The following is a 12,836-nucleotide window of genomic DNA, read 5'->3' on the forward strand; positions in this document are numbered from 1 at the left end:
GCCCATGTCTGCGAAGATTCCGGCCGGCTCATGGCTTGCCGGCCCTGGGTCGTGTCGGCGGGACTCTGAGATGAAGATTCCAAAGTCCCTGCTGATCGATCCCGAGAAGAATTCGGTCTATGGCGCCTTTGCCGTAGCCGTTTCGATCTGGGCGTTTTCTTATTCGGTCATCTTCGGCCAGATATTGATCCTGGCCTACTATGCGGTCTGGCTCCCGCTCATCCTGGTCGACTACCGGCGGTTTGTGAGGCATCTGTCCAGCGCCTGGCTGCCGCTGCTGTTTGCTGCCTATGTCTGCTTCTCGGTTTTCTGGTCGCAGGCTCCCGGCGTCACCGCAAGGACGTCGGTCCAGTATTTTTCCCATATTGCCTGCGCCTACGTAGCTGCGCGCACCGTCAGCGTGCGCACGCTGACCATAGGGGCGCTGATCGGGATATTTGTCGTCCTCATCTATTCGCTGAAGGTCGGGAACTATTCCGAGGATGTCCTCGACGGCACCGTCAACTTCGTCGGCGCCTTCGCCTCCAAGAACCAGATCGGCTTTGTCGGCTCGCTCGGCATCTATTTCTGCGTCGTCTTCCTTGCGTTCTACAGGCGCGGCCGGCTGAGCTTCATCCTGGCGGTGCCCGTCGTGCTGCTGTCGGCCTATGTCCTGGTCGCCTCGCATTCCGCCACCTCGATGGCCTCGATACCCGCGGTTCTGGCGCTGGTGGCGCTTCTTGCGATGAGCAAACTTCTGTCACGACGCTATCGCCGGGTCATCTTCCTGATCGGCGCCGGCCTGCTGGTCGTGACGGCCTTCGTCGCCTTGAATCTCGGGTTGATGGACTTCGTCCTCGGCCTCTTCGGCAAGGATTCGACGCTCACCGGGCGAACCTATCTGTGGGAGCAAGGCTGGAACACGGTCCAGAAATCGCCGATTCTCGGCGTCGGCTATGCCGCCTATTGGGTGCAGGGTTTCGCTGAAGCCGAGCGGCTGTGGAACGAATTCTACATCACCACCCGCACCGGCTTCCACTTCCACAACACCTATATCGAGGCCCTCGTCGAACTCGGCTTCGTCGGAGCGACGCTGGTGTCGCTGATCATGCTGCGCACGCTCTACGGCCACGTCTCGGCGGTGATCTTCAAGGCATGGCAGGCGGACTCGGTGATCCTTTTCGGCGTGATGGTCCTGCTGCTGATCCGCTCCTTCGTCGAGGTCGAGATACTCAACCCCTACATCATGGGTTCTTTCCTGATGTATTTCAGCTTCTTCAAGCTGGCGCGGCTGCCTGTTACCCGCAGGCGGCGGTCGCCGGCTCTGGAGCCGGCTGACGCGGCCGGGGGCGAGACTGACTGGCCTCGGTATGCCGGCCATCCGGCGGGCGCCGGTCCCTCATAAATTATCATCTCGCGGGCTGAAGGGGGCGGTCTTCCTTTTTGAGCAAGCATGTGCTCGGACGGGAAGCCTCGATCCCGAGACGGCTATTATAGTTTCCGCAGGGGTTCAAACAACTGAGCCAGAGCCTCATCCCGGTTTGTCGGGTGAGGCTCTGGCTCGAAACACTGGATCGTGTTGGAAGTCGGTCTACTGGCTGGCCAGCGGCGCCAGCTTGATCTTGATCACATCGCCGGGCAGCACCGGGGTTTCTTCCTTGGCGGCTATTTCGGTGGTCTTGCCGTCGACATTGCGCACCAGCGAATAGAGCAGGGTCGGCTGCTGATCATTTGTCATAGCGGCCGCCATCGCGGGATCGCTGGCCTGGGCTATCAGGCCTTTCTGCATGTTCACCTTCAACGCGGCCTCGTTCAGGTCGGCTTCGGTCTGCTGCCGGTCAGTGGCGAGACTTGAACTCAAGGTGTTCTGGGCATCGATAGCATCCTGCTTCGCCTTGCTGATCGCCTGCTTGGCGGTGAGGATGGCGGTTTCGTAGTCCAGGATCTTGCCCTGCAGGTCGGCAACCGACTGGCGCGAATCCAGCAGTCGGGCGTTGGCGATCAGGCCTTTCTGCGCCAGCGGGCCGATGCTGGCGAGCTGCTGCTGCGCCAAGTCGACCTGCTGCTGCTGGTTGACGATCTTCTTCTGCAGCGATTCGATCTCGGATTCCAAAACCCCTTTGAGATCGTCGAGCGCTTCAAGCTTCAGCTTCAGCGCCTTTTGGTCCGCTGTCAGGATCGTCATCTCGTCCGCCACGATGGCTGGCAGTCTCGGATCGCCCTCGACCTCCTTCGGCACGTCGAAACTCGCCTTTCCGGCCATATCCGCATCGATGCGGGCGCGCCTTACGATCAGTCGGATGCGCTGGTCGTCGGAGATGTCGAACATGCCCTTGGCGGTGACCAGGTCCTTGCCGAGCTGGGGGCCGTAGTCGGCGTTTCGCCGGATGCCTCCGGCGACGCTGATGGCCTTCAACACCGTCAGGTCGGGCACATAAGGAAACTGGCCGGGGTTCTGGACTTCGCCCGAAATGTAGAATGGCCGGAACTGCGCCATCTCGACCGAGGCTTCCGGTCTGTCTGACAAAGCGAGCTTTTTCTGCAAAGCCTCGCCGATCGCCGTTGCGATTTCGGACGTGGTCTTGCCGGAGGCCGGCAGTTCGCCGGCGAACGGCACCGACAGCGTGCCGGATGGACCGACCGTGTACTCGCCATTCACCGCCGACCAGTCACGGAATGTGCCTTCCACGGTCTGCCATTCGGCGACGCGGATGGTGAGCTTGTCCTGCGAGCCGAGGCGATAGTCGCCGGCGGCGGCGATGTGCGGGACGACGAGGGCCATGGCAAGGCATGTGGCCAGCAAACGCGCCCGCCGCAGCCGGCCGGAATCCGGGCCGCTGCGAAAGGTTTCGAACAAATCTGTTTTCAACTCAACGTTCCGATCCGCTATAGCCCCATCGCCCGATGAGCTTGCGTCGAATGGCCGACGCCAATGTCTGGCATTGGCCACCGGCCGGTCAGTAAGAACCGCGCGACATCCAGACGGCCGGGACGGTCTTGATGATGATGCGAACGTCCTCGAACAGCGACCAGTTCTCGACATAGTGACGGTCGAAGGCGACGCGGCTGTCATAGGACACATCGTTGCGGCCGCTGACCTGCCACAGGCCGGTCAGGCCCGGACGCGATTTCAGGTAGTAGACGGCGGATGTGCCATAGATCTCCAGCTCGTCGCGCACAACCGGACGCGGACCGACAAGGCTCATATCGCCCTGCAGGATGTTGATGATCTGCGGCAACTCATCGAGGCTGAGTTTCCTCAGCACCGCTCCAACGCGGGTGACGCGCGGGTCGTTCTTCAGCTTGCGGGTCGCGATCCATTCCGCGTTGGCGTCCGGGTTGGTGGCGAGATAGGCTGCCAGCACCTTGTCGCCGTCCGGAACCATGGTGCGGAACTTCAGGCACGGAAAAATCCGTCCGCCCCGCCCGATTCGCCTGTGGCCGTAGAAAATCGAGCCGCCGTCGGAAAACTTGACGAGCAGCGCTATCATGACAAATAGCGGGCTGAGGGCGATCAAGCCAATCAGTGAACCGGTGATATCGAAGCTGCGTTTGAGCAGGCCGCCGATCGGCGGCGGAAAATCGATGTCAGCCTGCGAAAAGCTCGCGGTGGCTGACTTGGCAACGTCCCTCATGCCGTAAACTCCATGCGTTGAACGAATGGTTCACCACACGATACCCAAAAAATGTTGCAGCGCAACACACAATTTACCACCCCGTTGAAATAGTCACGTCATGAAATGACTAAATAATAAGCTTGCCATGCACAAATTTCGGCATATTTAGCACATTTGTGACAATAAATGGGCACAGCCGAAAAAATAGAGGCCTTTGTGGGGCGGTTTTTAGGCGGACCTACCTATTTGCCAAGGCGAGGTACAAATCAGTGCTTCATCATGCCGTGATGCTTGGTCAAAACCGTATAAAATACTACTTAATATTGCCCATTTTACTAAAAGATATCGACGAGAGGATATCGGCCTAGCTCCCGTTGCGTGCATTGCAACATGGCAGAGTCGATCGCAAAAAGCTCGATCAAAAATAACCGAAGTTGCCCTTGCCGCCTATTGCTCGCCTTAATAGAATTGCAAATTATACCTGTCACGGTGAGGACAGGTGGAAAAGGCCGGAAGCAACCGGTCGAGAGTGGGCGACCTTAACAAGCCCACATGACAAGGGACGGTGCTCGGGTGGGGCAATCGCGATAATACCCGAGCCGGTTTATGGGCTGTTGGGTATGGCACTTCCAAAATTCATCCTCGGGATGATTTTCGCTCTGGCGATCGTCGTCGGCTGGTCCTGGCTGGGCGGTGCGTCGATAGGCACGATATTGGTGCGTGTCATCATCTGCGCCGTGACCATTCAGGCCGGCTATTTCGTGCTCATCTACACCATGATCGCCAGGAGCGCGCCGACGCCTGCCGACATAGCTCGTGACGCCGAGCGCAAACTGAACGCACCCGAGGTCGCCGAAAGCGAGAAGCTGGGCGGTGCCAGGCGCGGCCTGCATTGATGCAGACTGCTCAAACGTGGCCGGTTTGGCGGCAACGACATGCTTCGAGACAAAGGGACCAAAGCGCCGCGTGAATCCGTTTCGGCGCGACGCGTCCTGGCCGCCGGCTCACGCCACATCAGCGGGTTCGCTCTCCGACTGTTCCCCCGACAGCATCCTCGACAACCGGCTGCCGGTTTTTTCCTTCAGCCGCTGATATTGGCCGACCTCGACGATACGGCCGTTTTCCATCGCCACCACCCAGTCGGCGAAGGCGATCATCGACGGCCGGTGCGCGATGGTCAGGATCGTCATCGTACCGCGTAATCCGTCGATCGACCTGGCGATCAGCGACTGGTTCTGCCAGTCGAGCGCGCTGGTCGCCTCGTCGAGGATGAGCAGCGACGGCTTGCGCAGCAGCGCGCGCGCGAGCGCGATGCGCTGACGTTCGCCGCCCGAGAGCCGCACGCCGCGATCGCCGACCACCGTCTCGAGCCTGAGGTCGAGCCGTTCGACAAACTCGCCGGCGTGCGCCTGACGCAGCGCGGCCCACAGATCGCCATCGCTGGCCCTTGGCGCGGCGAGGCGCAGGTTCGCCGCGATCGTGTCGTGCAGGAGGAACACGTCCTGCGGCACATAGGCCACCTGGTCGCGCCAGCGACGGCGATTGCTGGCATCGATCTCGACGCCATCGACAAGCATCTTGCCGGTGGTGGGCTCCAGCAGGCCAAGCAGCATGTCGGCGATCGTGCTCTTGCCCGATCCGGACGGGCCGATCAGGGCGGTGACCTTGCCGGCCGGCAGGCCGAAGGTGATGCCGCTCACCACCGCCTTGTCGACAGTATCTCCGTAGGCGAAGGACACGCCGCGAATATTCAATCCCGTATTGAGGGAGAGTGTCCCGGCGTCTGCGAACTCGGTATGGCCGGGTTCGCGTTCGGCGTCGAAACGTGCCTGCAGGCTGCGCATTGCCGTAAAGGCGGGCAGGTTGATCAGCACTTGCTGGGCCTGCGTCTGCATGTCCATGAAGCGCGGCGCGATACGCATGAAGACCAGGAGCAGGACGACGATCTCGGCCAGCGACAGGTTGAAGCGGACCAAAGCCACATAGATGAACAGGCTCAGGCCCACGACGCTCGCCACCTGGAATACAGCAGTGCCGATGGTGCTGTTGCGCACATAGTCGATGTTGTCGGCCTTCATCCTCTCAAGCGTCGACCGCAGCTGCGCGAAATAGCTGTCCTCGACGTTCAGGCTCTTGGCCACCTTGATGCCGCCGAGAAATTCCGAGACCGTCCGGTACTGGTCCTGGCGATTGGCGGTCAGCACACGGCCGAAGGCAGTGGCCCGTGCCCGGAAGGGCCGCAGCGCCACGAACATCAGGATGCCGATGACCACGGCAAACAGCGTCATGACCGGCGAGATAAACACGGAAACCAGGAGATAGCCGGCCAGAAGAACGGCGATCTGCACCAGCATCAGCAGTGCGAAAGCCGCGCCCTGGACGCGGTCGATGTCGCCGGTCAGGGCATGATCGAGATCGGAACTGCGCATGCGTGTAAAAACGCCCCAGCGCGCCTTGCCGATGCTTTCGAACAGGTTCATGCGAACGCGATTGATGAAATCGAACAGCAATTTGGCCATGTAGACCGACTTGAAGCGATTGAACGCCGCCTGCGCCGCAACAAGCCCGACCAGCGCGCAAAGCACGGTCGTCAGTTGCAGCGTGCCATCAGGCACCAGCCAGCGCACGAAATCATCATTGGGCAGCCGAACAGCGAAATCCTGGTCGGCACGTCCGACCAGATGCAGCAGCGGGACGAGCAGCAGGATCGAAATGCCCTCGGTCAGGCTGCCGAGGATGAGGAAGAACAGCGCCGTCCACGTTCGCCGGCCGCCGATCCGGGCAATGGTGGCGCCGAAGGCGGCAATTTCTCGAAACAGCGACAGGCGAAGGATTGGGGGCTTCGACATGGTTGCGCTCACAACCGCCGGCTGCCAGCCGACAGATCCTTTTCGATCAGTTCCACGGCTTCGCCGATCCTGTCCAGGCCCGTCGGGACTTCCAGCCGGTACACGCCGATATGGTTGGCAATCCATGAACATTGCCGAAGATGCGCCGTCGCGAAGTCGCCGGGCAGGGCCGCGCGGCCGAAGCGCGTCACATAGGAGAATTTGATGATGGCCGGCAGGGCGGCAATGGCGGGCAAGGGCGTGATGTCAGCCCTTTCGCCGCGCTCGAGGATATAGATCCTGGTCGCCGGCACCTCGTCGCCCGAAAAGCTACCGTTCAGGCGATGCTGCATCTTGTCGATCGCCGCATGCACTTGCGGCCGCACTTCCGCTTCCCCAAGCGAGATCGCCGCCGCGGCGTCGGCCGCCAGCTTGATCTGCGGAAAGCCCGGAACGGTCATTGGCTCACTCGGATTGGCGAGGTCCAGCGCCACCACGTCATCGGTAAGCAGTCGATGCCCGGCCCGGATCATCGCACTTGCGGTCGTCGACTTGCCGGCTCCCTTGTCACCCATGAAGATGGCGCTCGTGCCGGCGGCGGCGATGGCACTGGCATGCAGGACAAGCAGGCCGCGCCGGTGCAAGAGCAGCGCCATGACCGGACCAAGCAGCGGAAACGCGAGCAGCGCGTCGTCGACGCCGGGCGCCGGTTCGATGTCGATACGGCTGGAATCGGTGATCAGGAACGCGCCCACGGCATGCCACGCCAGATATTGCCGGTCCGGCTCGAAGCGAAAGTCGGTCGCGGCTTCGGGCGAGGGCTTTGGCAGGTCGATCGCGCCGACGGCAATCACGACATCCGCCGCCCCCGGCGCCGCCGGCTGCAGTTCGGGCAACGTCACCTCCGACGCGATGGTCAGGCCGTAGGCCCGGTAGAAGCGGCGTTCTCGCATGGCCCGGCCATGCGAAAAGGCATCATCATTGCATAGAGCGAGCGGCTCGTTGCGCGGCATCATGCGGGGCTCCCGCCATGCTGGAACTGCCGCAGCCAGAGCGACAGCGAGGCCGAGCGCCAGACATACTGGACATCCAGGGGGGCTGCCTGATCGGGCTGGCGCAGCAGCCGCGCATAGGCGGCACTCACTTGCGGCAGATTGACGTAAGGCGCGATGCGGTTCGCATCCGAGACCAGCAGCTGTTCCAGGAGGTCGCGATGGTTGCGCAGCATGCCATTGACGAGATTGGCAGTGAAGTCGATCTTGTCGCGCCGCCACTGCACCGCCTCCGGCAATACGCCTTGCATGGCGCGGCGCAGCACATAGCGGCCAAAACCGTGGCTCAGCTTCTCCTCGCCCGGCAACGCCAGGCAGAACTCGACCAGCGGCTTGTCCCAGAAGGGGTAGCGCGGCTCGACCCCGAAATTGGCGGCGGCCTTGTCGAGAACCTCGAAAGCATGCGGGACATAGCCGTTCGACAGGATCCAGCGATGGCTCAAGGCATCGCTGGCCTGGACGCCGGGCGGCATGTAGCCGGCCCGGTGAAACCGGTCGACAAGCTCGGTGCGCTTGGCCAGGTCCGGATTGATCAGGTCGCGCCAGCTTCGTGCGCGCGACACTTGCGCGGGCTTGCGGATCTTGTTCAGGGCACGGTTGGCCATATGCCTCAGCCTGGCGATGCGCCAGGCCGGCCCGTAGAGGGTCAGGAACTGGAGATAAAGGCCAAGCGTGCTGTCGCCATAGGTGTTGGATGCGCTGCGGACCTCGCGCCACAGATCCATCCATCGGCCGCCATTCGCAAGCTCGTGCAGGTGGCCGTGGCCTTGTGAAACGACCTCGTCGCCACCATGGCCGTCCAGCAGCACCTTGATGCCCTTGGCGCCGGCAGTCCGGTAGATGCCGCGGGTGAGCGTCAGGCCCGGCGCCAGGAACGTTCCTTCCTGTTCTTCCAGCACGCGCTCGAATTCGGCGAATGGGGCATAGTTGCCAACCGGGATCAGCGTCGCGTCGACCTTCTGCTGGTCGAGAACGGCATCGATGAAGGGCCGCTCGTCCATCGGCGAGCCCTTCTCGAAAATCAGCGAGAAGGTTGGCAGCTTCGGCTTGCGCGCGGCGGCATTCTGCAGGCCGGCGACACAGGCGATAGACGAGGAATCGAGGCCGCCGCTCAGCATTGCCCCGACCGCCGAGGTCCCTCGCATGCGGTTGCGCACCGATTGCGAGAACAGATGGGCGAATTCCTCCGATGCATCCGACCGCAAGGGCCGCGCCGACGGCTCGATCTGCCAGTATCGGCGCAGCATCACTTGTTGCGCGGTGACGGTTAGGCTGTGGCGGGCCGGCAGGCTGAATATATCGCTGTAGGGGGTCGACTGCGGGTCGTCGGGAAGCCCGGCCAGGAAGCCGGAGATCTGGCGCTCGCTGACACGTGCGCGGATACCCTCGACGCCCAGGATCGGACCGATCTCCGACGCAAAGGCAAAACGCCGGTCCGCCGCGTGGTAGTAGAACGGCTTGACGCCAAAATGATCGCGCGCGCAAAACAGCGATTGCCGCTCGTCATCCCAGATGGCGAAGGCGAAATCGCCTTGCAGATGCTCCGGGCAGGCTTCGCCCCAGCGCAGATAGGCCCGCATCAGCACGATCGCGTCGGCTACCGACTGGTCGCGGATACCGAGCCTGGCCAGCAACTCGTCACGGTTGTCCAGCCGGCAATCGGCGGTGATGGCGAGCCGGCCCCCAGCCATCGTCAAAGGGCCCGGACCGACTTCATCCGATGTGTTGAGCCAGGCGTGGCCAAGGGCGATGCTGGTGTCCAGCCACCAAGAACTGCCGTCAGGACCACGATGGCGCATGCGCGCCAGCATTTGCTGAATGTCGGCCGCCGCGACCGCCGGTGCGTTTGCTCCGCGCAACAGGATTCCGGCGACGCCGCTCATCGGCTGCCGTGGTCGACGAGATGGGCGAAGCCGTCGATCGATCCGCCAAGCACGATATGGTTGTCGCTGACCAGCCAGGCATGTGCTTTCAACTGCTCGCCTGTGCCACGTTCGATGCCGATGCGTATCGTCGATTCATTGCCTTGGCGGGCGAGAATATACTGGCCGGAGAGCGCCTGGGTCAGGCACGTGGCGTAAGGGACGAAACGGGCCGCGGCGGCAACGCCCCAGGCGACACGCCGCAGTTCGCCCATTGAGGCGCACTGCCGCGCGTCGAGGCGCGTCACCAGGCTGCGTACACGATTGTAGGACAACAGCGTCAGCCCCAGCCGAACTGTCGCCACCACCAGCAGGCAATAGCCAAGGAAGATCATTTCCGAGCCACTCAGGGAGAAAATCCTGACCAGCCCGCGCCGGCTCCCCCCGCGCTTCGTCTGCTTGACGTTTGTTTCTCTCGCCGGTTCCTGCCGTAAAGCCGTGGCCCGCGAAGACAAGGCCCGCGAAGACAAGGCCCGCGAAACCAGGGCCCGTGAAACCAGGGACTTGTGCTGGACCGGCTTAGACAAGTGCCTCATGATGCCGTCTCGCAAGCCCATTATCGGCCAGGCCCTTCAGCAATGCGTCGACATCGGCCTGGCAGCGCGCCGGGTCGACATTGTAGCGCGCAAGCACGGCGCTGCGGATGTCGCCGATCGACCGGGGTTCCTGGATCAAATCCCAGATGAAGGCGCCGACGCCATTCAGGCTGTAGTAGACATTGGATTTGAGATTGAGCAGCGCCAAGCCATCTCCGAACTCGCAAGCCACGGCATCCTTGGTCGCGCACACGCTATCGTGGTCGCCCAGATCACGGTCGGATAGCTCCCCGTTCATCCCCAAACCTCGCTGACAAAACGCTGCGACATCTCCAGGTGGCGCAGGAGAAATCGGGAGGCTGGCCCCCCGACCCCTCTTACGTCTGCTTTTGAATCCAGAGTCCCAACATGTCACTCTGGAATCGGCTGTAAGTCTCAGGAGAACGTCAGGTCGCCAATCGGCGTATGCGCGGGGAACGATGCGTCGATCGCCGTGCTGCCGCCGCCGCCCTGGGTGATGGTCTCAATCGAACCATGGACCGTCAGGCTTGGCGTTTCATATTCATGCTTTTCAACATTCTGTTCCATTTTACTCTCCGATTTAGGACTGGAAACGGCCTGTCGAGTGCCGTCAGCACTTTTATGCTGCAATGCAATAGCTGCACGGCAGCATTTATGAGTCAAGACTGTTTTACTTTCTGTTAATCAATTACGGTTGCTGGCGTCGTCACATGAGCGGCATGCCTAAAACTTGTCATTTTTTAGCCGATTCCTTGTGCACGACGATCGCGCCTGTGCTGATTCTTTAAGCATTTGATTTTGCTTGCATAAGCCGTTTGCGTTGTGCCTATATTTAGGCCTCTCTAATGAAAAGAATTTCCATTTGAGAAATCGTCCGGAGATTGCCTAAGCCGACGTGGCAAGAGACATTTCAACCGCGGTTTTCACTGCTTTCCGATGCCACCTCGATAGACGCTTTGGTGGCAAAAATTCGCACTGCAGAAGGAAAGGCTTTACGGCATCGAGGTTTTTGGTGATGCTTGCTTCGCACTTGCAGCATAAGTGTCGGCGCGAAACGCTTTCTTGGGAGACTGTGCGCTAAATGGCCTTGCCGGATGGCTCATACGAACGATTGCGCGCCGCCGGCTGTGCCGGCGAGGTGGCCTATGTGCAGGCTTGCCTGCGATTGTTTTTCGCCGGCCCGGGCGCGGGCGACGTTTCGATGCGCCATCTAGACGGTGAAAAAATTGCCGAGATTGCCAGGCTGAACAAGGTCGCCGTCTTTGTCCTCAAGGCGCTTTCGCGCGCACCCGCGCTTCAGAGGCCAACTAAGCTTTTCCAATGGCTCGACACCTACCGCAGGAAAACGGTTTCGATGAACGCGTCCTGCATCATGGATTCGATGGCGATCCAGGACGTGCTGCGCGCCAGCGAGATCGATTTCGTTTTTCTGAAGGGTCCGTTCCAGCAGCAACTTCTCTACGACGACCATTTTATGAAGCCCTCGGGCGATGTCGACATCCTGGTTTCGCCGCTCGGATTTTTCAGGGCGCGTGATGCGCTTCGCAAGATCGGCTATGAGGTATCAGGCAAGTCGAGCTCCGTCTGGTGGGTCCGCTTCCTCGGCGAACAGCACATGACCCGGGACGACGGGCCGAGGTCGTCCACCGTCGATCTCCACTACCGCCTCCAGCAGCCCGGCTCGCCAAGCCCGCGCGACGCGGACGGGTTCCTGCGGCGCAAGCGACAGGTCGAAATCGCCGGTGCGACGGTGCCGTTCACCTCGGTGGCCGATACATTGCTTTTGTCCTGCATCAGCGTCGCCAAGGCACTTTTCAACCGGGAACCCTGCGCCGGATACGTCTGTGATATCGGCGCCAGCGCCGGCCGCCTCGACGAGGCGGATCAGCAGCGTTTGCTCGATGCCGCTACCGCGCAAGGTCTGGACGACACGCTGCTGCTTGGCCTGCGCGCCGCCGACGTGCTGCTCGGCGGTGCCAGCACGCTGCTGTCGCAGCGCGCGACCAGGATCCTGCCGCGCATCGGCAATGAGGATCTGCTCAGCATGGTCATCGCGCCGTGGCTGCCGTCGCTGCGGTGGCCGCAGCGGCGAACGGTGCTTTGGGAACTGTGCGGCCGCGCGCCGGTCCGCTATCTGGCCGAAGCAGGCTGGGCGGCGTCCGCCGATATCAGCCGCCGCATCTTCGAGCGGCCGGCGAGTCGCTGAAGGTAAATTGGATGCTGATGGCAATTCTGTAGTGCATCGAACGAGTACGGGGCGAGGGCAAATCGATATTACCTGTACGAGAGGCAAATCCATGTCGATGACGAAATCCGAGGTCTGCGTGATCATCGCGGCAAAAAACGCCGCAGCGACAATCGCCGTCGCCATCGCATCCGCATTGCGCGAACCGGAAGTGGCGGAGGTCGTGGTCGTCGACGATGCCTCCACCGACGACACCGCCGGTGTCGCACGATCCGCCGATGATGGCAGCGGGCGGCTCTCCGTGATGCGCCTCGATGTCAATCGCGGCCCCTCCTTTGCCCGCAACGCAGCCATCGCCGGCTCGAAATCGCCGTTCATCAGCATTCTTGATGCCGACGATTTCTTCCTCGAAGGCCGGTTTCGCAACTTGTTTGCCGGCGCCGATTGGGATTTCGCCGCCGACAACATCATGCTGATCAGGGATGATGCGACAGGCGACGCGACGAAAATCGTCGCGCCGCAATTTGCCGCCGATCCGGAATTCCTCGATTTCGAGCGTTTCGTCGAAGGCAACATCTCCAGACGCCGCGTGCAGAGGGGCGAACTGGGCTTTTTGAAGCCGGTGATCAGCCGTGCCTTCCTCGACCGCCATGGGTTGAGCTACGACGAGAGCCTGCGGCTGGGCGAGGACTATGA

General features: G+C 61.6%; 12 protein-coding genes. 4 read left to right on the top strand and 8 right to left on the bottom strand.

The features are described 5' to 3' along the window. Positions 1–70: 70 nt before the first annotated feature. A complete protein-coding gene (locus tag EN991_RS00070; protein ID WP_127367914.1) occupies positions 71–1,384 on the top strand; it encodes an O-antigen ligase in 1,314 nt (437 codons plus the stop codon). 186 nt (positions 1,385–1,570) lie between these two features. Here EN991_RS00070 and EN991_RS00075 read toward each other — a convergent pair whose 3' ends face one another. Both EN991_RS00075 and EN991_RS00080 read right to left on the bottom strand, forming a co-directional pair. After that, the gene (locus tag EN991_RS00075) at positions 1,571–2,836 is read right to left on the bottom strand and encodes a polysaccharide biosynthesis/export family protein (RefSeq protein WP_164753485.1); all 1,266 of its coding nucleotides are present in this window, start codon (positions 2,834–2,836) and stop codon (positions 1,571–1,573) included. Between the two features lie 100 nt (positions 2,837–2,936). Next, complete coding sequence (locus tag EN991_RS00080) at positions 2,937–3,614, bottom strand: sugar transferase (RefSeq protein ID WP_013528120.1); 678 nt, start codon at positions 3,612–3,614, stop codon at positions 2,937–2,939. 602 nt (positions 3,615–4,216) lie between these two features. Between EN991_RS00080 and EN991_RS00085 the strand changes: the two genes are divergently transcribed. Continuing rightward, entirely contained in the window at positions 4,217–4,492 is a 276-nt protein-coding gene (locus EN991_RS00085; protein ID WP_013528119.1) for an exopolysaccharide production repressor ExoX protein, read from the top strand. Positions 4,493–4,600: 108 nt separating this feature from the next. On the opposite strand, the gene EN991_RS00090 is transcribed toward EN991_RS00085, so the two are convergent. The 6 genes from EN991_RS00090 to EN991_RS00115 all read right to left on the bottom strand — a co-directional run bounded on the left by EN991_RS00090 (position 4,601) and on the right by EN991_RS00115 (position 10,522). Then, positions 4,601–6,445: an ABC transporter ATP-binding protein gene (locus EN991_RS00090; RefSeq protein ID WP_127367916.1), complete on the bottom strand. Its 1,845-nt coding sequence runs from the start codon at positions 6,443–6,445 to the stop codon at positions 4,601–4,603. A gap of 8 nt (positions 6,446–6,453) precedes the next feature. Continuing rightward, positions 6,454–7,440: a serine kinase gene (locus tag EN991_RS00095; RefSeq protein ID WP_127367917.1), complete on the bottom strand. Its 987-nt coding sequence runs from the start codon at positions 7,438–7,440 to the stop codon at positions 6,454–6,456. Continuing rightward, entirely contained in the window at positions 7,437–9,359 is a 1,923-nt protein-coding gene (locus EN991_RS00100; RefSeq protein ID WP_127367918.1) for a lasso peptide isopeptide bond-forming cyclase, read from the bottom strand. Before EN991_RS00100 ends, EN991_RS00095 begins: the two co-directional genes overlap by 4 nt. Then, positions 9,356–9,733: a lasso peptide biosynthesis B2 protein gene (locus EN991_RS00105; RefSeq protein ID WP_245460866.1), complete on the bottom strand. Its 378-nt coding sequence runs from the start codon at positions 9,731–9,733 to the stop codon at positions 9,356–9,358. The genes EN991_RS00100 and EN991_RS00105 overlap by 4 nt, the downstream gene beginning before the upstream one ends. A gap of 184 nt (positions 9,734–9,917) precedes the next feature. Further along, positions 9,918–10,232 (bottom strand): PqqD family protein, encoded by a 315-nt coding sequence (locus EN991_RS00110; RefSeq protein WP_013528114.1) that lies wholly within the window; start codon positions 10,230–10,232, stop codon positions 9,918–9,920. A gap of 137 nt (positions 10,233–10,369) precedes the next feature. Then, positions 10,370–10,522, bottom strand: a complete 153-nt coding sequence (locus tag EN991_RS00115; protein WP_010913078.1) for a lasso peptide — start codon at positions 10,520–10,522, stop codon at positions 10,370–10,372. A gap of 514 nt (positions 10,523–11,036) precedes the next feature. Between EN991_RS00115 and EN991_RS00120 the strand changes: the two genes are divergently transcribed. Together EN991_RS00120 and EN991_RS00125 are read left to right on the top strand one after the other, a co-directional pair. After that, positions 11,037–12,161 (top strand): nucleotidyltransferase family protein, encoded by a 1,125-nt coding sequence (locus EN991_RS00120; RefSeq protein ID WP_127367920.1) that lies wholly within the window; start codon positions 11,037–11,039, stop codon positions 12,159–12,161. Positions 12,162–12,252: 91 nt separating this feature from the next. After that, positions 12,253–12,836 (top strand): glycosyltransferase (locus tag EN991_RS00125; RefSeq protein WP_127367921.1); only part of this gene is annotated, 584 nt, incomplete at its 3' end.

Source organism: Mesorhizobium sp. M7A.F.Ca.US.005.03.2.1, from assembly GCF_003997795.1.
GTDB lineage: Bacteria > Pseudomonadota > Alphaproteobacteria > Rhizobiales > Rhizobiaceae > Mesorhizobium > Mesorhizobium ciceri.

What these genes read in the sequence shown, in the direction of transcription:
- EN991_RS00070 (WP_127367914.1), top strand. Translation starts at nt 71, where the DNA reads ATGAAGATTCCAAAGTCCCTGCTGATCGATCCCGAGAAGAATTCGGTC.
- EN991_RS00080 (WP_013528120.1), bottom strand. Translation starts at nt 3,614, where the DNA reads ATGAGGGACGTTGCCAAGTCAGCCACCGCGAGCTTTTCGCAGGCTGAC.
- EN991_RS00085 (WP_013528119.1), top strand. Translation starts at nt 4,217, where the DNA reads ATGGCACTTCCAAAATTCATCCTCGGGATGATTTTCGCTCTGGCGATC.
- EN991_RS00090 (WP_127367916.1), bottom strand. Translation starts at nt 6,445, where the DNA reads ATGTCGAAGCCCCCAATCCTTCGCCTGTCGCTGTTTCGAGAAATTGCC.
- EN991_RS00095 (WP_127367917.1), bottom strand. Translation starts at nt 7,440, where the DNA reads ATGATGCCGCGCAACGAGCCGCTCGCTCTATGCAATGATGATGCCTTT.
- EN991_RS00100 (WP_127367918.1), bottom strand. Translation starts at nt 9,359, where the DNA reads ATGAGCGGCGTCGCCGGAATCCTGTTGCGCGGAGCAAACGCACCGGCG.
- EN991_RS00105 (WP_245460866.1), bottom strand. Translation starts at nt 9,733, where the DNA reads ATGATCTTCCTTGGCTATTGCCTGCTGGTGGTGGCGACAGTTCGGCTG.
- EN991_RS00110 (WP_013528114.1), bottom strand. Translation starts at nt 10,232, where the DNA reads ATGAACGGGGAGCTATCCGACCGTGATCTGGGCGACCACGATAGCGTG.
- EN991_RS00115 (WP_010913078.1), bottom strand. Translation starts at nt 10,522, where the DNA reads ATGGAACAGAATGTTGAAAAGCATGAATATGAAACGCCAAGCCTGACG.
- EN991_RS00120 (WP_127367920.1), top strand. Translation starts at nt 11,037, where the DNA reads ATGGCCTTGCCGGATGGCTCATACGAACGATTGCGCGCCGCCGGCTGT.